Genomic DNA, 17,839 nt, shown 5'->3' with positions numbered 1-17,839 from the left:
TACTTTCCGCCTCGCCTGGCCAACGCGGGATCTACCCCGCCTTACCTCGAGGCTGGGGGGGCGGGAAGGGTCTTGAGCTTGGCCGCAGTCTGGGCGGTGGGCTTGAAGGTTTGGCCGTCAAAGATAAAGGCCAGCCGAACCGGGGTGGTCTGTCCGGTTTCGTACTTGGCCAAAGAGGTAGGGTTACAGACGACCTTGGCCTGGGGGCTTTCGTTCAGGGTTAGCTCAAGGTCTGCCCGGCGGTCCCCGTTGAGGTCTTTGCGGGCCCAGCTAGAAAACCGCACCACCCGCTGGGGCTTGTCCGAGCAGGCGCTGGCGGTGCCGTAGCTGAGGAGCCGGGTCGCGGTCAACTTGCTGCCGAACTCGGCGGCGGTCAGGTTGAAGAGGTACTGCAACCCCTGGGGGTCCAGGTACCCATCCGAGCGGCAGGCCAGACGATCCCGCCCGTCGCTACCGGGAAACTTGAAGCACGCCCCCAAGTAGAAGTCGAAGGGCGCGTTGGTGTAGGCCCGCACCGCCCGCCAGCCCGAAGCAGCCCGCTCGAGCAGCACGATCTCTCCCGAGCAGATATCCCCGCTGGCCTGGCACATCCCCACCAAAGCCTGCCGGGCCCCCTTTTGGGTGAAGCTGCCGGAGATAAAGTGCTCGAGCACGTACTCCCGCTGCCTTGGCCCCTCGCCAAAGAGGAGCGAGGTCCCCAGACGGTCTGCCGCCACCGTGCAGGCCTGTCCGGCTACCAGGATACCCTTCACCGCGCAGATCGCCTTGGCAACAGCAGGGCCCTCCTTGCCGATAGGCTGGGAATCGCCAAGCGGCTGAGCCTGGGCGAAGGCTATACAAGCCAAAATCCCAAACCAAAAGTGTCTCCATCGCATCGAATTAAAGCCTCGCATCCCCCGATGAAGCCCTTTTGAGAAAGGGATAAAGCCCATCAGAGGGTACCTTTGGTACTAGGCAGATCCTCCCGGGTATGGCGGGTGGCGGCGTAAAGGGCTCGAGCCAGCGCTTTCACCGCCGCCTCCATCACATGGTGAGCTTCCCGCCCCGCCAAAAGCCGCACGTGGAGGGTCATCCCGGCGTGATTAGCCAGCCCGCGCAAGAACTCCCGCAGGTGGTAAGCGCTGACCCCGCCCGCGCTGCCCGCGATGGAGAGTTCTTCCACCGGAAACACCAGCAAAGGCCGCCCCGACAGGTCGAGGGCGGCCTGCACCAAGGTCTCGTCCATCGGCACGGTGGCCTCGCCGTAACGCTCGATTCCCTTGAAGTCGCCCAGAGCCTGCCGGAGGGCCATCCCCAGGGTGATGCCCACGTCCTCGACCAGGTGGTGGACGTCCACCTCGAGGTCCCCCTGGGCTTCGACCTCGAGAAAAAACCGTCCGTGCCGCTGGAAGGCAGCCAGGAGGTGGTCGAGGAAACCCAGCCCGGTAGCGATCTGCCCTCCAATCGGCCCGTCCAGGCCCAGAGCAAGGCGAATCTGGGTCTCGGCGGTGTTGCGCTCGAGGCTGGCCTTACGCATGGCCCACCCTGGTTATTTCAAAAGCCGCCTCCAGGAGGCGGTCGTTCTCGGCGGGGGTCCCTACCGAAAGGCGAATGCACCCCTCGAGCCCGGCGTAGTGGTCTTGCCGCCGCACCAGGATGCCGCGCTCGAGGAGAGCCCGGTAAGCCTGGGCAGCGTCGGGGGTGCGCACCAGCAAAAAGTTGGTGTGGCTGGGGTAAACCCGCCAGGTGGGGTGCTGCCTCAAAGCGCGGTATAGCCGCTCGCGCTCCGCCTCTACTTCCCGCACCCGCGCTTGGATGTAGCTGGGGTCCTCCAGAACGGTGAGCAGGATCGCCGCGGTGTGGGCGGGCAGCCCAAACGGCGGCAAGAGGTTTTGGATCACGCCCGCCACGGTGGGGCTTGCGAGCAGATACCCGGCCCGGATTCCGCCCAACCCCCAGGCTTTGGAGAAGGTGCGCAAAAGGGCTAGGTGGGGGTGCCCCCGGGCCAGGTCGCGGAAGTCGGAGCCGGAAAACTGCTGGTAGGCCTCGTCAATCACCAACAGCCAGCCGGTCTCTCCCGCCCGGCGGGCTAAGGCCTGGATTTCGGCTTCGGGGAAAAGGACCCCCGTGGGGGCGTGGGGGTTAGGCAGAAAGAGCACCCCCGCCTCGCCCGACATGGCCTCCAGAAGCTCCGCTAGCGGCAAGCGAAAGTCCGTGTGTAAGGGAATCGCCTGGTAGGGGGTGCCGGCCAGCCTGGCCGAGATGGCGTAGTGCGGGAAGGCAGGTGCGGTGTCGAGGACTCGGGTAGCCGCTTGGGCCAAGCACTGGATGAGGAGGTTCGAGCCCGGGCTCACCACCACCCCTTCGGGATCCCAGCCGGTGTGGCGGGCCAGGGCCTCGCGCACCTCCTCGGCGTGGAGGGAGGGGTAGCGGTTCCAGGAAAGAGCGGCCAGGCGTTTTAGCGCCCGCTCCTTGAGATGGGGCGGCAGGTCGTGGGCCGACTCGTTCTGGTCGAGCTTGATGGGGGCCTCGACCTTATGGTAGGGGTAGCGAGGCAATAGAAGCAGGTGGGGCTTGAGGCCTTTCACGCTGTCAGTCTACCGCGGCGGTCGGCTAGCTGCAGCCGCTGTCCGAGCAAGACAGCTCGATCGTCTTCTCGCGGGTGATGGGCGCGGTCCCCACCGATAAGCCCTTACCGAGCACGCTGAACCCGGCGGAAACGCTACCGCTAGCCCCGGCCCCCGCCGCCAGTTTCGCCAAGGGGCTCGAGCCGGTGGGGTTCAGGGTGAGGTTCATCTGCGGCCCGGCCTCCAGGGTCGGCCCGGCCAGCCCATAGAACTTCACCTCCATGACCATCTTGGCATAGACCCTGCCGGTGGCCTTGGCCGGAACCGTGTAGCTGAAGGTGGGGTTGAGGGCGAAGGTGGGGTCTTTCCAGAGAGGAACCCACTTTTGCGCCCCGTCGCGGTCGTACTTGATCCCAGCGTCGAAGTCCAGCGTGGGGGCAATACCCGCCTCTACGGTGACGTTGTTTTCCGCTCCGCCGCTGGCCCCCACCACCAGCTTGGGGGTGACGACCACCACCACCGGTACGGCGCCCACCAGGAAGGCCCGCCGGATCGGGGCGGCCTGAGCGATAGGCTGCTCCTTATTCCAGCTCGGGATGGCTTTGCTGACGGTGATCTTGGCCTTGATCTCAGACTTGAACTCTCCGCCCAACCCGGCCTCAAACACGTCCACGCTGCCGCTGTTGAACACCAGGCGGAAGCGCGGGTTGAGGGTCTGCTCGAGCGAGCCGTTGAGCACCACCGTCACCCCGGCAACCGGGTTGAGGGTGAGGTTTTTGAGGGTAATCTTGCCGGTGACCTGCTGGAGTTCGACCCCCGGTAGGGCCTGCTCGAGGCTCTGGAGTTCCAACTGTCCGAAATTGATGCTGGCCTCACCGGAGGCTATGGCGTCCTCGAGCGCAGCGTCTTGCGTATTCAGCCAGACGGTGCGAATCCCCTGCGGCGAGACCTTATCCGAAGCCGTAGCAGCCTGAACCTCGGTTACCCGGCGCACTAACCCGTCGTTGCAGTTGCTCGCGATAAGCTGCCCAGCCTTGAAGGGATGGTCGGGGTCTTCGGCGACTTGGAGGCGGCTGGCCTCGACCCCGCTGATGCTGTCCGCCTCTACCCGGCGAAAGTTGTCAGCAGGTACAAAACTCCCGCTCACCCCACCCGGCTGGTAGGCCACCGCCTGGCACCCCTCGGGTGCGGCCTGCTGCGTCTGGCAACCGAGCAAACCCAGGCCCAACAGCCCGAGCAGCCCCATCTTGGCAAGCCTCACGGGTTCACCACCCTCAGCGTGGTCTCCGCCACGTCGCGCACCTTAGCCCCGGAAGCCTCGAGGTAGGCGCGGGTAGTCCGCTCCAGCTCGCCGCCGTTCATTCGGCCCCGGAAGCGCACCGCAGGGGCCGGGGTATCGGTAAAGATCAGCCGCACCCGCTGAAGGCCCAGCGGGGGGCTGGCCTCGAGGCGGAAGTCGGCACCGGGAGGGGGGAAGGTATGGTTACCCGCCGGGTACTGCACCCCGCGCCGCCCGATCTCGTAGACGTTGAGGTCGGGGTCAATGGCCACCAGGGTGACGTAGCCCGGCTGGGTCAGGGTGAAGCTAAAGCTTATCGCCTCGTCGAGCTTGTAGGCGGCGCCGGCTCCGCGGTCGGGGTGGAAGTCGGTGACCACCGGGGTAGTGCCCAGGAGCGGGCTGACCCTGGGCAGGCATCCGGTCAGGGCTACCCCGAAGGCCAGCGGTAGGAGAATCCGGTAAAGCTTCATGCTACCCAAGTCTAGCCTCCCGGGGAGCAGGCTGAGCAAGAACGGCGTTAGGGTAGCCTTAATGCCGGAGGCTAATAGCCCCAGCCCGCTCGGCTGTAGGCCGCCTGGGGACCGGATGGGACGTAGCCAAAGGCCCTATAGAGCCGGTACCCTTGGAGATACTGCTCGCGGGCAGCTTCCTTTTTGCCCTCTTTGGCGTAGACGTGCCCCAGCACGTAGACCGGAAGGGGGTTGTAGGGATCGTAGCGGATGGCCTGCTCGAGGAAGCGGGCCGAAGCTGCCAGGCCCCGGGGGTTGGAGGGGCCCATGAACCCGCCCGGAGCCCGCTCCCCTCGATAGTAATAAAACTGCGAACGTAGAAAGCGAGCGCTGAGCGGGCGAAGTTGGTTTGGGTTCACCTCCTCGCCGCTCCCGTGCAAGCGGTAAGCGGTGATAAAGTCCTGGGAATAGACCGGCTCGACGAAGCGGTAACTACGGCTCGCGGGGTCGTAGACAAACAGGCCCTGGTGGCGGATGAAAGGCTCGGGGTCGGAGGCATCCACCAGCACATCGCGCCCACCCGGCAGGCGCAGCACGGTGACCGCATGGCCGTTGTTGCTCTCTTGCGCCTGGGGATTCTTCCAAACCATCGCCACTCCCGCATCCAGGCCCATCTTTTGCAGCATCCCGGCGATCAGCACCGATTGCAGCAAGCACTGGCGCTCTCCCCGCTCCACGGTATACACAAACTCAAAGCCCCGCTCGAGGCTGAATTTAGGAATCAGGGTCTTGACCAGCTTGTGCAACCACCGGGCGGTTTCTAGCTCGAGCCGGGTCTTGGCCTCGCCCTGGGCCGCGGCCAGCTCCTTCTTCCGGGCCTCCATGGCGGCGATCAGGGCCTTATGCCCCTCCAGCCAGAGCTGCGGGTGCCTCGCGTAAGCCCCCTCCCACCAGGCGTAAAACGGCTCCACCCGCGACGCAACCTCTCGGTAGGAGTCCTCCACAAAGGCGTCGAAGACCGCCGAGCGGTAAGGATACCGCTCATCCGCCCGGGTCTGAACCACCACGATCGGCTGGGTCGGCCCGGGCGGGGAAGGGTGCAGGTGGGCCGACCAGACCCCCGCCCCCAACCCCACCAGCAGCACCACCCCGCCGACGATTTGCCGAGCGCCCCGCATGGGCTAAGTATAGCGCTGCCCGATGACGCCCAGGTGAAGCTCACGCGCGCGCGGCGGGGGGAGCCTTGGGTTTGCGGCTCACCTTGGGCTTGCTGGGTTTGGAGGCACCTCTCGCCTCGAGCCCCTTCAACCCACCCACCAAGGCCCAGTCGAGGGCTTGGTCGAGGTTCTCGGCAAAGTGAAAGGTGAGGTTCTGGCGCAAGTAGGCCGGGACATCGACCAGATCCGACTGGTTCTGCTTGGGCAAGATCACCTGGCGGATCCCTGCCCGGCGCGCCCCCAACACCTTCTCCTTGACCCCGCCGATGGGCAAGACCCGCCCGGTGAGGGTGATCTCGCCGGTCATGGCCACGTCGTGGCGCACCGGTACCTCGGCCAAGGCCGAAACCATAGCGGCGGTAATGGCGATCCCCGCCGAGGGGCCCTCTTTGGGCACTGCGCCTGCTGGGACGTGGATGTGGATGTCTGAACCGTCAAAGCGCTCGAGCGAGATGCCGAAGCGCTGGGCGTTCTTTTTGGCGTAGGAGAGCGCCGCTCGAGCGGACTCCTTCATCACGTCGCCCAGCTGACCGGTGAGGATCAGGTTGCCCTTGCCGGGCATGGCCGAGACCTCGATGAACATGATGTCCCCGCCCACCGGCGAGTAGTACATCCCGGTCGCCACCCCCACCTGCGGCTCACGGGCCTCGGACTCGGGCATGAAGCGGGCCGGGCCCAGGTACTTCTCGAGGTCGCCCTCGGTGATGCGCACCCGCTTTCGCCCCGTCTCGAGGATGCTCCGCGCAGCTTTGCGCAGGAGGCTGCCGATCTCGCGCTCGAGGTTCCTCACCCCGGCCTCGCGGGTGTAGTGGGTGATAAGCCGCGAGAGCGCAGCTTCGGTAATGACCACTTGGTTTTCCTTGAGTCCGTTCTCCAGCATCTGCCGCGGGAGCAGGTAGCGCTTGGCGATTTCCAGCTTCTCCTGCTCGATGTAGCTGGTGAACTCGATCAGCTCCATGCGGTCCATCAAGGGAGCGGGGATATTCCCAGGGAAGTTGGCGGTACAGATGAAGAGCGTCTCGCTCATGTCGAAGGGCACGCCCAGGTAATGGTCGGTGAACTCCTTGTTCTGCGCCGGGTCCAACAGCTCGAGCAAAGCCGCCGCCGGGTCGCCCTGATAGCTCGAGCCCAGCTTATCCACCTCGTCGAGCAGCAACACCGGGTTCTTGCTCCCGGCCTGGCGCAAAGCCTGAATGATCCGCCCTGGCATAGCCCCGATGTAGGTGCGGCGATGGCCGCGGATATCGGACTCGTCGCGCACGCCGCCCAGGCTGATCCGCACGTACTTGCGGCCCAGGCTCTTGGCGATGCTCTTGGCGATGGAGGTTTTACCCACCCCCGGCGGCCCCACGAAGAGCAAAATGGGGCCTTTGGCCACTTCCTCCTCGGGGATCTCCCCCCGCTTGGCCCGCTCGAGCTTGAGCTTCCTCACCGCCAGGTACTCCAAGACCCGGTCCTTGACCTTCTCCAGGCCATAGTGGTCCTCCTCGAGGATCTCCTTGGCCTGTTTGAGGTCCACATAGTCTTCGGTGCGGGTATTCCAGGGGAGGTTGACGATCCAATCCAGGTAGGTGCGGATTACGCTGGCCTCGGCGGAGTCGGGGTGCATGCGGGCAAAGCGGGAGAGTTCACGCTCGGCCTCGCTTTTTACCGCCTCAGGAAGAGAGAGGGCGGCGATCCGCTGGCGGTACTCCTCCACCTCCTCTTCCCCCTCCTCGCCGTGCAGCTCTTTCTGAATGGCCTTCATCTGCTCGCGCAGGAAGTACTCGCGCTGGTTTCTGTCGATTTCCTCCTTGACCTGCTGCTGGATGCGCTTTTGCGTCTCGATGAGCTCGAGCTCAGCATCCAGCAACACCAACACCTGCTTGAGCCGCTCGGAAGCCGAAGCGGTCTCGAGGATCTTCTGTTTATCCTCGAGGCGGAAATCCATGTGGAAAGCGATGTAGTCGGCCAATTGCGAGGGGTCTTCCAGGTTCAGCACGAACTGGGTCACTTCGGGGCTCAGGTAGCGCCCCTCCTTGAGCACCGCTTGGAACTTCTCGCGCACCTCGCGAAAGAGGGCCTTGACCTCGACGGCGTTCCCCACGCTCTCGGAGATGATCTCGGCCTGGGCCAGCAAGTAGCCGTCCTGCTGGGTGACTTGGGTCACCTTTACCCGGGCGAAAGCCTGCACCAGCATCTGTATCGAGCCATCGGGGTTTTTGCGCATCCTGAGGATATTGCAAGCCGTGCCGACCTCGTAGAGATCCTGTGGGCCGGGGGCCTCGAGGTCCTTGTCGCGCTGGCTCACGATCAGGATGACCCGCTCCTGGGCCAAGGCCGCATCTATGGCCTTGATCGAGATAGGCCGCCCAGCATCGATGGGCATGACCATGGTAGGGTAGATGACCGAACCCCGCACCGGACAGATAGGCAGCGTAGGGGGAAGGGTTTTGTTCTCGCTCCGTTCGCTCATTTGCGGTTCTCCTCCAGGCAGAACCTCGGCCATTGTAAGCGCCAAGACTTCAGTCTCCTCGTATCAAGTTTACTAACATTATTTGCTACAATCCCAGCCGCCCTCACACTTTGCGGGTTCGGGGATCTTCCATCGTAGCCCCTCCCCATGGGATCTTTGCCAGCGGTTGGAGGGGAGGCGGGCGGCTTTGACCGCTCCTTCGTTCTACCAACCCTTCCTACGGTATCGTGTAAGCGTGCGTAGATTCGCGGTAGGGTTGCTGATGCTATTGGCCCTGCTGGGGCCGGTGCTTCTGGCCGTCGGGTTTGCCCAGCGCTCGGGGGGTGGAGCGGGTGGACGCGGGGGGTTCCGCACCCCCTCGGTGCCGCGGGTGAACCCTTCTCCGGCCCCTTCCTTCCCGTTACCTACCCCCAGCCGGCCTTACAGCACCCCGCCGGTATACCCGGCCTACCCGGCTCCGCCGGTGTACGTGACCCCAGGTATAGGGGGTGGGGGTATCGGCGTGGCCTCCATCATCACCCTCCTGGTGCTGGGCCTCATCGCCTACGCGGTGGTGCGGGGTCTGAGCAGCGCGGCCCGGGGCAGTGGGGGTTCGCCGGGAGCCGGGTCAGCGGAGGCGGAGGTGGCCCGGCTGCGGCTGGCCCTCCTCTACTCTCCCGAGCTTCAGCGGGCGCTGCGCCGCCTCGCCGAAGAGGCCGATACCGAGACCCCCCAAGGGCTGGCCGACCTGGTGGACAATGCCGCCGCCCTCCTCTTACGCGAGCAGAGCAGCTGGAAGTTTGGCAGCTACGAAAACTGGCAGGGCCGCCTCGAAGAGGCCGAAGGCCAGTTCGACCGCTGGATGACCGAGGACCGCAGCAGCTATATCGAAACTTATCGCAAATTTGAGGGCAAGGTGGAGACCCATGAAGCCGAGTACACCCCCCGCCTCGAGCCCGACAAGCGTTACCTGCTGGTCTCCTTGTTGCTGGCCCACCGCGGCCCGCTGCCCGCAGTGCCCAGGCCGCTCCGCGCTGCCGGAGCCCGGCAGGCCTTGCTCGCGCTCTCCTCCTCCACCCCCCTCACCACGCTCGCAGCCTACCTCTCCTGGACGCCGGAGGTAGAGGGCGAGGCCCTCAACGAGCAAGACCTGCTCGCCGGCTGGCCGGGGCTCGAGCTGTTGTGAGGGGCCCGGTCTACCTCGAGCCGATACCGCTGCACCCGGTAGGTGGCCCCACCGGGCAATCCCTGGGCGTAGGGTTCCCCTCGAGGAATGAACCCGGCCTTCTCGAGTACCCGCGCCGAGGCCTGGTTCTCCGAAACCACGTTGGCCTCCAGGTAGAGCAGGGAAGTTCCCCGCACATACTCCAGCACCGCCTCCACGGCCTCCTGCATGAGCCCTTGGCCCCAATGCGCCGGGAGCAGGTCGTAGCTGATTTCGGCCCCCTGCTGGCGGGCGTCGAGGTACTCATAGCCGATGGTGCCGATGAGGCCTGGCGACCCCCGCCCCTCGATCCCCCAGCGCAACCCCCGCCCCTCGGGATAGAGGCTGTGCATCCAGGCGGCAAAGCTGAGGGCTGCCTCGAGGCCTTCCAAGCGCTCGAGGTTGTGGTAGCGCACCACCAGGGGGTCGGTATAGATACGGTAGAGAGCCCAGGCATCCTCCTCGCGGATCTCCCGCAAGCGGAGCCGGAGGGACTCCAGGCAGGGGAAGACGTCCATGCTTCCTCACGTCTTCTCCAGCTCGCCCTCGAGCCCAGAGATGTCCAGCTCGGGCTGAGGATACTTCATCCCCAGGCCCTCCAGCACCTCGACCAACCGTTGGCAGACCCGCAGGTTGCGGTACCACTTGCGGTCCGCGGGAATCACGTGCCAGGGGGCGTATGGGGTATGGGTCTTGTCCAGTACGTCCTGGTAGGCTTGCATATAGTCTTCCCAATAACCCCGCTCCACCAGGTCTTGGGGGTTGAACTTCCAGCGCTTGTCAGGCTCTTTCAAACGCTCGAGGAGGCGCTTTTTCTGCTCCTGCTTGCTGATATGCAAAAAGAACTTGAGCACGGTGGTTCCCTCATCCACCAGCATCTTCTCGAAGGCGTTGATGTGTTCGTAGCGCCGCGACCACACCGCCTTGGGCACCAGGCCATGCACCCGCACCACCAGCACGTCCTCGTAGTGGCTGCGGTTGAAGATCACCAGCTCGCCATTGGCCGGGACGTGAGGGTGCACCCGCCACAGGTAGTCGCGCTCCAACTCAGGCGGGGTAGGGGCCTTAAAGGCCACCGCCCTTACCCCTAGAGGATCTATGTGCTTGAACACGTGGCGGATGGTGCCGTCCTTGCCGGAGGTATCCATCCCCTGCAAGATCACCAGCACCCGGTGCTGGCGTTCAGCGTAAAGCTGCTCCTGCAGTTGGCCCAAGCGGGTCGAGAGACGCTCGAGTTCGGCTAAGGCCTTTGCTTTCCCTCCATCGAAGCCGGGGGTGCTGCGGGGGTCGATATCCTGGAGGTTCCAGCGGGTCTGGGTGGTCTTGGCCATAGAGGGTGGCTCAAGTGTATCGCTCCCTTCTCTCAACCGGAACCCGTGAGGAGCCTGGAAAGGCTCTGCCAGAAGATGTAAAGCCCCATCCACACCAAAAATCCGGCAAAACCCCGGCGCAGCGCCTCCTGTGGGAGACGAACCCCGATCCGCCCTCCTAGAAAGCTCCCGGCGATCCCCAGGACACTGAACAAGAAGACCAAATCCCAGTGCACCGTCAGCCCCAGCGCGGGAAGCAGGTGCAGGTACTTGTAAAAACCAACTGCCGAGTTGAGCGCGATGACGAGCAGGCTAGTCCCTACCGCCAGGTGCATGGGCAAGCCCCCCAACAACACCAGCGCCGGAACGATGAGGAAACCGCCACCTACCCCCACCAGCCCAACAACAGTCCCCACCCCCCCTCCCCCAAGCCCGGTCTTCCAGATGACTCCCGAGGTACGGGGAGCGCGGAGTCCTTTGGGGCGAGCCATTATAAACGCCGCCAGGAGCATCACCACCGCGAATAAGCCTAGCTGCACCCCTCCGCTTACGAACTGTGAAAGCCAGGCTCCGGCGTAGGTACCGATTGTGCCGGGTATACCGAACACCACCCCGCTTTTCCAGTCCACCAAAGCGCGGAGCGCATAGGGAAGGGATCCCACCAAGGCGATTGTCCCTACGATGGCCAGGGATTCGGCAACGGCCAGCTTTTCGGGCTCGCCCACCAGGTAGACCAGGATGGGCACGGTGAGGATAGAGCCGCCCGAGCCCAGCATACCCAGGACAAGCCCGATCAGCAGCGCACCGACCCAGGCTAGGAGCATGTGGCTTTCCGCAGCGGCCATCACTTCACCGGAAGTTTGTGCCGTTTCCAGGCTTCTATACCGCCCGCCAGGTTGTAGACCTTGAAGCCCTTCTCAGCCAGGAAGCGAGCCGCCTGGGCGCTCCGGGCCCCACTTCTGCACTGGCAGATGATCTCCTTGTCCTTTGGGAGCTTTTCCCACTCCTGGGCTAGCCTGTCCAACGGGAGGGCTTGGGAGCCAGGGATTTTAGCCTCCTGGCGCTCGTATGGGGTGCGTACGTCCAGGATGATGGCTCCGGCTTTGGCTTTCTCGTGGGCCTCGAGCGGGCTCAGGCGGCCCACCGAAGCCCCTGCGCCGAACAGATTTCTCAGCCAGCCAATCAACGCTCCACCTCGAAGCCCGCGCTCATCCAGCCGTAGGTGCCGCCCTCGAGGTTGCCCACGAGCTCCTTGTCGAACCCCTGGCCCGCCAGGTAGGCCGCGGCCTGGGAGGAGCGGTTGCCCGAGGCGCAGACCAGGAGCAGTTTGCGGTCTTTGGGTAGCCTGCTGACCTCGGACACAAAGCGGCCCAGGGGGATGTTCACCGCTCCCGGCAGGTGCCCCATGGCATACTCGTAGGGCTCGCGCACGTCCACCACGTAGGCCCCCGCGTCCACCCAAGCCTTGGCCTCGTGCGGGGTGAGCTCGGCGAAGGCGGTCTCGCGGTAGGTTACCTCCACCGGGGCGCTGTCCAAAGGCAGCCCGGCGCGGTACCAGGCCAGGATGCCCCCCTCGAGGTTGAGCACCTTGGTGTAGCCCTTGGCCGCCAGCCAGGCCGCCGCCTGCGCGCTTCGGCCCCCGCTGCGGCAGTAGAGCACCACCGGCTGGTCCTTGCTCAGCTCGGCGGCCCGCCCGGCGAACTCCGACAGCGGCACCAGCTTGGCGCCGGGGATGCGGGAGTCGGCAAACTCCTCGGCCTCGCGCACGTCCACGAAGAGGACCTTGTCCTCGAGCAGCTTCTGCGCCTGTTGGGGGGTGATGTCTTTGTAGGGCACGGTCAACATGGTTCTCCTTCGTCTAGATCGGGCTGGCGCAGGGGATTCCCGCCTCGCGCCAGGCCTTGAGGCCGCCCTCGAGCTGCCAGACCTTCTTGTAGCCCAGCTTCTGTAGGGTTTTGAGGGCTTCCTGCGAGCGGTTTCCGCTGCGGCAGTAGAGCAGCACCGGACGTTCGCGCTCGAGGTGGAGCGGGGCTAGGGTCCCGAGGGTGCCGAGAGGTAGCCGCAGCGCTCCCGGCAAAACCCCCTCGGCCCACTCGTAGGGCTCACGCACATCCACCACCTGGTAGCGCTCTAGGGTGCGGTAAGCCGTCTTGGGGTCGAGGTTTCGGGTCATGGTACGTCCTTTTGGGAGGCTCCGAGTCGGTCAGGCCCCCACCGCCTGGCGCGCCTCCCCCTTCTCGGTGGGGAAGCCGTGCTCCCGCCAGGCCCTGATCCCCCCGGTGAGGTTGATGACGTTGGTGAAGCCGGCGGCCAGCAGGGCGCTGATGGCGGTGGAGGAGCGATCCCCACCCAGGCAATGCACCACCACCGGTCTGTCCTTGGGGATCTGGCTCAGCCTCCTCATCACCCGCCCGGCGTGGAGGTTTTGTGCGCCGGGGATGTGTCCGGCTATGTATTCATCGGCCCCGCGCACATCTAGGATGACGGCCTCGCCCTTTTCCCACAGGGCTTTGGCTTCGGCGGCGGTGAGCTGGGGAACGGTCTCGAGCTCGCCCTGGGCGTAACCCTCGAGGCCCGGAATGAACCCCACCACCCGGTCGAGCCCGATGCGGATGAGCTGCTTCACCAACTCCTCCACCCGCTCGGGGCTGGCCAAGAGCACGAGGTCGCGCTCGTAGGGCAAGAGCCAGCCCGCCCAGGTGGAGAAGTTATTGCCCGCGGGAATGTTGATGGCCCCCTTGAGGTGCCCCCCGGCGAAGGCCAGCTTGTCGCGGGTATCCACCAGCAGCGCCCCTTCGGCCAGCCTCTTCTGGAAGGCTTCCGGGGTGAGCGGCTGGGGTTTGGGCAACCCGCCCAGAATCGGCATCCCGTCGCGGTTGAGGCGCTTCATCTCGGCAAAGTAGCTGGGGGCCTCGGGCTGGCCAGAGAGGAGGGCCTTCACAAAACCCGCCTCGTCGTCCCTGGCCAGATAGTCGGCCCACCAAGCGAAGCGCCGCTCGTAACCGACGGTGCTGGAGGGCACCGCACCCAAGGCCTTGCCGCAGGCCGAGCCCGCGCCGTGGCCGGGCCAGACCTGCACGTAGTCGGGCAGGGTGAGGAACTTCTCCTTCAGGCTCTTGAACATCCGCCTGGCCCCCGGCTCGGCGGTGCCCAGAATGCCGGCGGCCTCTTCCAGCAGGTCGGGGCGGCCGATATCCCCCACGAACACGAAGTCGCCACTCAGCAAGAAGCCGGGCTCGCTGGCCGCAGCCCCGTCCTGCACCAAAAAGCCCAGGTGCTCGGGGGTATGGCCCGGGGTGTGGACGGCGGTGAGGGTGACGTTGCCCACCCGAATCTGGTCACCGTCCTTGAGGGGTTGGTGGTCGAAGCCCTCCAGGCCCCTGTACTTCCAGTTCTCGTCGCCCTCGTCGGAGAGATACAGCCTAGCGCCGGTGGCTTTGGCCAGCTCACGGGCTCCCGAGAGGTAGTCGGCATGGATGTGGGTCTCGGTGATGGCCACGATCTTCAGGCCGTTTTTCTGGGCCTCCTCGAGATAAACCTGGACATCCCGCCTTGGGTCTACCACCACCGCCTCGCCACTGGCCTGGCAGCCGATCAGGTAGCTGGCCTGGGCCAATCCTTCCTCGTAGATCTGTTTGAACAACATGGTTGCATGTTATACCCATAGGGGGTATACTGTCAAATATCCCTGGGGGGTATATACCCAGGAAACCCAAGGAGCTTACATGAACTTCTTAGACGAGAAAACCCAAGCCCAAGTGCGCCAGGCCTTAGCCCCCATCCAAAATCCAGTAGAGCTAGTGGTTTTCAAAGGGAGCGGCCTTATCCTGCCGGGCCAAGACGAACCGGGAATGCAAGAGGAGACCCTGGGTCTTTTAAAGGAAGTGGCGGCCCTCAACGAGCACCTCGCGGTGGTGGAGAAGCCCCTCTCCGACCCCGAAGCCCAGGCCCTGGGCCTGAAGCTGGCCCCCACCATCCTGCTGCGGGAGGCGGGCTCGAGCCGCAGCAATATCCGCTTTATCGGCTTACCTGCCGGGTACGAGTTCAGCACCCTGATCGAGACCTTGCTCATGCTGGGTACTGGGCAGAGCGGCCTGGGCGAGAAGAGCCAGGGCGAGCTGCAAAAGATTACCCAGCCGGTGCGGATGCAAAGCTTCGTCACCCCCACCTGCCCCTACTGCCCCCGCGCCGTGCTCACCGCTTTCCGCTTCGCCTTCCACAACCCCCACGTAGTGGCCGAAGGCATCGAGGCCAACGAGTTCCCGCGGCTTTCGCAGCAGTACCGTATCTCCGGGGTGCCCGACACCGTCATCCTCGGGCAGGGGACGGAGCGGGTGCTGGGGGCTCAGCCCGAGCGGGTGTTCCTGGAGGGCGCCCTCAAGGCTGCCGGAGTAGGGGTCGGAGCGTGAAGCTGAAGCTTTCTCCGCTCGTCTTGGTCCTGCTGGGGCTGGTGGGCGCGATGGCCCAGGCTGGCTATCAAAACGTGAGCGTACAGCAACTCTACCAGGCCCGCTCTCCCAAATTCATCCTGGATGTGCGGGAGCCTTACGAGTTCGCCGCCGGGCACGTCGCAGGAGCCAAGCTGATCCCCTTGGGACAGCTTGCCCAGCGCGCTGCCGAAATCCCCAGAAACCTCCCGGTCTACGTGATCTGTCGCAGCGGGAACCGCTCCGCCCAAGCCAGTCAGATTTTGGTAAGCAAGGGCTTTAGCAATATTCACAACGTCCAGGGTGGCCTGCTGGCTTGGCAGGCGGCCGGGTATCCGGTTAGGCGATGAACCTTACCCCTGACGCGCTACGGCTAGGGCCACTGGTCATCGAGTGGAGCCGCTTCTCGCTGATCTTGGGCTTGCTGGTCTTCCTGATCCTGGCGGGTCGGCTACGGCAGCCCAGGCTGGAGGCCGCCGCCTGGCAAACGGCGTTAGCTGGGGTACTGGCAGCCCGGCTAGGGTACGCCCTCGAGCATCCTCAGGCCTTTTTGCACGGTGGCCTCTTCCCGGCGTTGGTCACCTTAGTAGACATGCGCAGCGGGGGCTTCGCCTGGGGGTGGGGGCTTCTTGGGGCAGGTCTAGTCGCCTGGTGGCGTTTGCGGGGAGAATCCCCCCGGCTTCTACCCGCCGGGGCCCTGGCGGTGGGCATCGCCTTGATCCCTCAGCTGCTCAAGCCCGTACCCGGCCGAGCGGCCCAGGCTCTACCCCCAGACTTCAAGCTGGAACGCCTAGCCCCCGACGGTAGCGTACAGCTGGTAGCTTGGAAGGATCTGCCTAAGCCGCTATTGATCAACGTCTGGGCTAGCTGGTGCCCACCGTGCCGTGCAGAGATGCCGCTATTGGCGGAGTACGCCAAGCAGGGCTACCCCATCGTATTCCTCAACTCCGGCGAAGACGCTCCCACCGTGCGCGCATACCTCGACGGGGTCGGCATCGGCACCGCCTACCTGGACGCCGGGGAGGTGCAAAGAAGGCTCGAGGTCTCGGGCCTGCCCACGACCTTGCTCATTGGGGCCGATGGGAGCGTGAAAACCCGCCACCTGGGCGGCTTGAATCGAGTCCAGTTGGTCGAGCTTCTAGCGGAGGTACCCCCACCATGACCCCAACTGCGGACAAACAGAAGATTTTGAACCGCTTGCGCCGTCTGGAGGGTCAAGTACGGGGGCTTAGCAAGATGGTCGAGGAGGATCGCCCCTGCACCGAGATCCTCACCTTGCTGGCAGGAATTCGCGGCGCACTGGACGGGATCGGCGATCTGGTGCTGGAAAACTTCCTGGAAGAGTGCCGCTCGCGCGGGCAGCAAGACCCCAAGACGGTCCTCGAGGCCGTGCGGCTCCTGCGCTGAAATACAGCTTTGCCGTTTTTCACATTCAGTTTAACAAAGCTTGCTATAAGATTTGCAAATGGTTCGGGAACCCTTCAATACCTACTCTCACCTCACCGGTGCGGTGTTGGCCCTGATAGGTACCATCGTCTTGCTTTTGCTCTCGCAGGGAGATACCGCCAAGTGGGTGGGGGCCTTGGTGTTCGGGGTCTCCATGACCGTGATGTACGCTTCCTCCTCTCTGTACCATGCCCTTAAGGTCTCGGAGAAAGCCTTACAGGGCCTGCGCCGCCTGGATCACGCGGCTATATTCTTGTTCATCGCAGGAACCTACACCCCGGTGGTGCTGCAGGGGCTCGAGCCTTCCTGGAGGCCCTGGGCTCTGGGCATCGTATGGGGGCTGGCGATATTCGGGGTGCTCTTCCGGGTGCTCGTGCTCAAAGCTCCACGCTGGCTCTACACGCTGAGTTACGTAGGTCTGGGTTGGTTGGTGGTGTTTTTCTGGCCCAGGCTCGACCTCAACCTCTGGGCCCTGGTCTGGCTGATCGCTGGAGGTCTGGCGTATACCTTGGGTGCGATCAATTACGCCACCAAGTGGCCTGATCCTTGGCCTCAAGCAGTCGGCTTCCATGGCCTATGGCACCTCTTCGTGCTGGCCGGGAGCATCTTCATGTACCTGGCGGTGCTGGCGTTGTATTGCAAATAATCTTCATTGGATTATATTCAGTAAAATCTAACTTTTGCATTACAAGGGTTTTTTGATTCATCAGCCCCGGCGCGGGCAAGCTCGGCCTTGGATTTCTACCGGAGAATATGAGATTAGAATGGTTTGGCCCATAAATTGAGGGGTTCCTTAACCCTCTGGGCCACTTCTCATGAGAATGTCGCCTACCCTGCTAGCATGGAGTCTATGGAACAGCCCTTGATCCTCATCGTCGAAGACGAGAAAGACATCGCTCGGTTTATAGAACTCGAGCTGCAAGCCGAGGGCTACCGGACCGAGGTAGCCTACGACGGCATCACCGGGCTTTCCCGATTTCGCGAGACCAATCCCAACCTGGTGGTCCTAGATCTAATGTTGCCGGTAATGGACGGCATCGAAGTGGCGCGGCGTATCCGCAAGACCTCTAACGTGCCGATCCTGATCCTTACCGCCAAAGACCGCGTAGAAGACAAGGTGGAAGGCCTCGACGCCGGAGCCGACGACTACCTGGTCAAGCCCTTCTCCATCGAGGAACTCCTGGCCCGTATCCGCGCCCACCTGCGCCGGGTGACCCCGGCCATCACCGGGGAGATCCGGGTCGCCGACCTCATCATCAACCTCGAGGGCCGCGAGGTCTACCGTGCAGGCCGCCGCATCGAGCTTTCCAACAAGGAGTTCGAGCTGTTGGAACTCCTCGCCAAAAGCCCGGGCAAAGTTTTCAGCCGCTTCGAGATCGAGGAGAAGGTCTGGCCCGGTTACCAAGGCGGCAGCAACGTGGTGGACGTGTACATCGGTTACCTGCGCAAGAAGCTCGAGGGCGTCGGCGAGCGCCGCCTGATCCATACCGTGCGCGGGGTGGGCTACGTTCTTCGAGAGGACTAAGG

Annotated in this window: 21 protein-coding genes; 7 read left to right on the top strand and 14 right to left on the bottom strand. The window is 64.2% G+C overall.

Going from position 1 to position 17,839, the window contains the following annotated elements:
- Positions 1–41: 41 nt before the first annotated feature.
- From DNA98_RS12115 to lon, 7 genes are all read right to left on the bottom strand, one after another.
- Entirely contained in the window at positions 42–875 is an 834-nt protein-coding gene (locus DNA98_RS12115; protein ID WP_129865654.1) for a hypothetical protein, read from the bottom strand.
- A 56-nt stretch (positions 876–931) separates the two neighbouring features.
- Positions 932–1,516 carry an imidazoleglycerol-phosphate dehydratase HisB gene (gene hisB / locus DNA98_RS12110; RefSeq protein WP_110531050.1) on the bottom strand — a complete coding sequence of 195 codons (585 nt, stop codon included), beginning with the start codon at positions 1,514–1,516 and terminating at the stop codon, positions 932–934.
- On the bottom strand, positions 1,509–2,567 hold the full coding sequence (hisC, locus tag DNA98_RS12105) for a histidinol-phosphate transaminase (protein WP_110531048.1): 1,059 nt from the start codon (positions 2,565–2,567) through the stop codon (positions 1,509–1,511). The genes hisB and hisC overlap by 8 nt, the downstream gene beginning before the upstream one ends.
- A gap of 25 nt (positions 2,568–2,592) precedes the next feature.
- Positions 2,593–3,807, bottom strand: a complete 1,215-nt coding sequence (locus DNA98_RS12100) for a hypothetical protein (protein ID WP_110531046.1) — start codon at positions 3,805–3,807, stop codon at positions 2,593–2,595.
- The gene (locus tag DNA98_RS12095; protein WP_110531044.1) at positions 3,804–4,295 is read right to left on the bottom strand and encodes a DUF4384 domain-containing protein; all 492 of its coding nucleotides are present in this window, start codon (positions 4,293–4,295) and stop codon (positions 3,804–3,806) included. The genes DNA98_RS12100 and DNA98_RS12095 overlap by 4 nt, the downstream gene beginning before the upstream one ends.
- A 71-nt stretch (positions 4,296–4,366) precedes the next feature.
- Complete coding sequence (locus DNA98_RS12090) at positions 4,367–5,452, bottom strand: tetratricopeptide repeat protein (RefSeq protein WP_233493202.1); 1,086 nt, start codon at positions 5,450–5,452, stop codon at positions 4,367–4,369.
- 40 nt (positions 5,453–5,492) lie between these two features.
- Positions 5,493–7,859 carry an endopeptidase La gene (lon, locus tag DNA98_RS12085; protein ID WP_370444449.1) on the bottom strand — a complete coding sequence of 789 codons (2,367 nt, stop codon included), beginning with the start codon at positions 7,857–7,859 and terminating at the stop codon, positions 5,493–5,495.
- A 349-nt stretch (positions 7,860–8,208) separates the two neighbouring features.
- Between lon and DNA98_RS12080 the strand changes: the two genes are divergently transcribed.
- Positions 8,209–9,111, top strand: a complete 903-nt coding sequence (locus DNA98_RS12080) for a DUF1517 domain-containing protein (protein WP_110531042.1) — start codon at positions 8,209–8,211, stop codon at positions 9,109–9,111.
- On the opposite strand, the gene DNA98_RS12075 is transcribed toward DNA98_RS12080, so the two are convergent.
- From DNA98_RS12075 to DNA98_RS12045, 7 genes are read right to left on the bottom strand one after another with little or no spacing between them, the layout of a single operon-like run.
- Positions 9,024–9,647: a GNAT family N-acetyltransferase gene (locus tag DNA98_RS12075; RefSeq protein WP_110531040.1), complete on the bottom strand. Its 624-nt coding sequence runs from the start codon at positions 9,645–9,647 to the stop codon at positions 9,024–9,026. The genes DNA98_RS12080 and DNA98_RS12075 overlap by 88 nt on opposite strands.
- Positions 9,648–9,653: 6 nt before the next feature.
- Complete coding sequence (locus DNA98_RS12070; RefSeq protein ID WP_110531038.1) at positions 9,654–10,460, bottom strand: polyphosphate kinase 2 family protein; 807 nt, start codon at positions 10,458–10,460, stop codon at positions 9,654–9,656.
- Positions 10,461–10,492: 32 nt separating this feature from the next.
- Positions 10,493–11,263, bottom strand: coding sequence for a sulfite exporter TauE/SafE family protein (locus DNA98_RS12065; protein WP_110531138.1), 771 nt, complete (start codon positions 11,261–11,263; stop codon positions 10,493–10,495).
- Positions 11,264–11,283: 20 nt separating this feature from the next.
- Entirely contained in the window at positions 11,284–11,625 is a 342-nt protein-coding gene (locus tag DNA98_RS12060; RefSeq protein WP_110531035.1) for a rhodanese-like domain-containing protein, read from the bottom strand.
- Positions 11,622–12,284, bottom strand: a complete 663-nt coding sequence (locus DNA98_RS12055) for a rhodanese-like domain-containing protein (protein ID WP_110531033.1) — start codon at positions 12,282–12,284, stop codon at positions 11,622–11,624. Before DNA98_RS12055 ends, DNA98_RS12060 begins: the two co-directional genes overlap by 4 nt.
- 13 nt (positions 12,285–12,297) lie before the next feature.
- Positions 12,298–12,612 (bottom strand): rhodanese-like domain-containing protein, encoded by a 315-nt coding sequence (locus DNA98_RS12050; RefSeq protein WP_110531032.1) that lies wholly within the window; start codon positions 12,610–12,612, stop codon positions 12,298–12,300.
- A 30-nt stretch (positions 12,613–12,642) separates the two neighbouring features.
- The gene (locus tag DNA98_RS12045; RefSeq protein ID WP_110531030.1) at positions 12,643–14,085 is read right to left on the bottom strand and encodes an MBL fold metallo-hydrolase; all 1,443 of its coding nucleotides are present in this window, start codon (positions 14,083–14,085) and stop codon (positions 12,643–12,645) included.
- A 79-nt stretch (positions 14,086–14,164) separates the two neighbouring features.
- Here DNA98_RS12045 and DNA98_RS12040 point away from each other — a divergent pair, with 79 nt between their 5' ends.
- The 6 genes from DNA98_RS12040 to DNA98_RS12015 all read left to right on the top strand — a co-directional run bounded on the left by DNA98_RS12040 (position 14,165) and on the right by DNA98_RS12015 (position 17,837).
- Entirely contained in the window at positions 14,165–14,848 is a 684-nt protein-coding gene (locus tag DNA98_RS12040) for a thioredoxin family protein (protein ID WP_110531028.1), read from the top strand.
- Positions 14,845–15,216 carry a rhodanese-like domain-containing protein gene (locus tag DNA98_RS12035; protein ID WP_110531026.1) on the top strand — a complete coding sequence of 124 codons (372 nt, stop codon included), beginning with the start codon at positions 14,845–14,847 and terminating at the stop codon, positions 15,214–15,216. Before DNA98_RS12040 ends, DNA98_RS12035 begins: the two co-directional genes overlap by 4 nt.
- Entirely contained in the window at positions 15,213–16,028 is an 816-nt protein-coding gene (locus DNA98_RS12030; protein ID WP_110531024.1) for a TlpA disulfide reductase family protein, read from the top strand. The genes DNA98_RS12035 and DNA98_RS12030 overlap by 4 nt, the downstream gene beginning before the upstream one ends.
- The gene (locus DNA98_RS12025) at positions 16,025–16,273 is read left to right on the top strand and encodes a metal-sensitive transcriptional regulator (RefSeq protein WP_110531023.1); all 249 of its coding nucleotides are present in this window, start codon (positions 16,025–16,027) and stop codon (positions 16,271–16,273) included. Before DNA98_RS12030 ends, DNA98_RS12025 begins: the two co-directional genes overlap by 4 nt.
- A gap of 58 nt (positions 16,274–16,331) precedes the next feature.
- On the top strand, positions 16,332–16,958 hold the full coding sequence (locus DNA98_RS12020; RefSeq protein ID WP_110531021.1) for a hemolysin III family protein: 627 nt from the start codon (positions 16,332–16,334) through the stop codon (positions 16,956–16,958).
- A 204-nt stretch (positions 16,959–17,162) separates the two neighbouring features.
- A complete protein-coding gene (locus DNA98_RS12015) occupies positions 17,163–17,837 on the top strand; it encodes a response regulator transcription factor (protein WP_110531019.1) in 675 nt (224 codons plus the stop codon).
- The last annotated feature ends 2 nt before the right edge of the window (positions 17,838–17,839 follow it).

The organism is Meiothermus sp. Pnk-1, from assembly GCF_003226535.1.
Classification (GTDB): domain Bacteria; phylum Deinococcota; class Deinococci; order Deinococcales; family Thermaceae; genus Allomeiothermus.
Note: the sequence above shows the minus strand (reverse complement) of the source record. Positions and strands in the feature narration are given on the sequence as shown.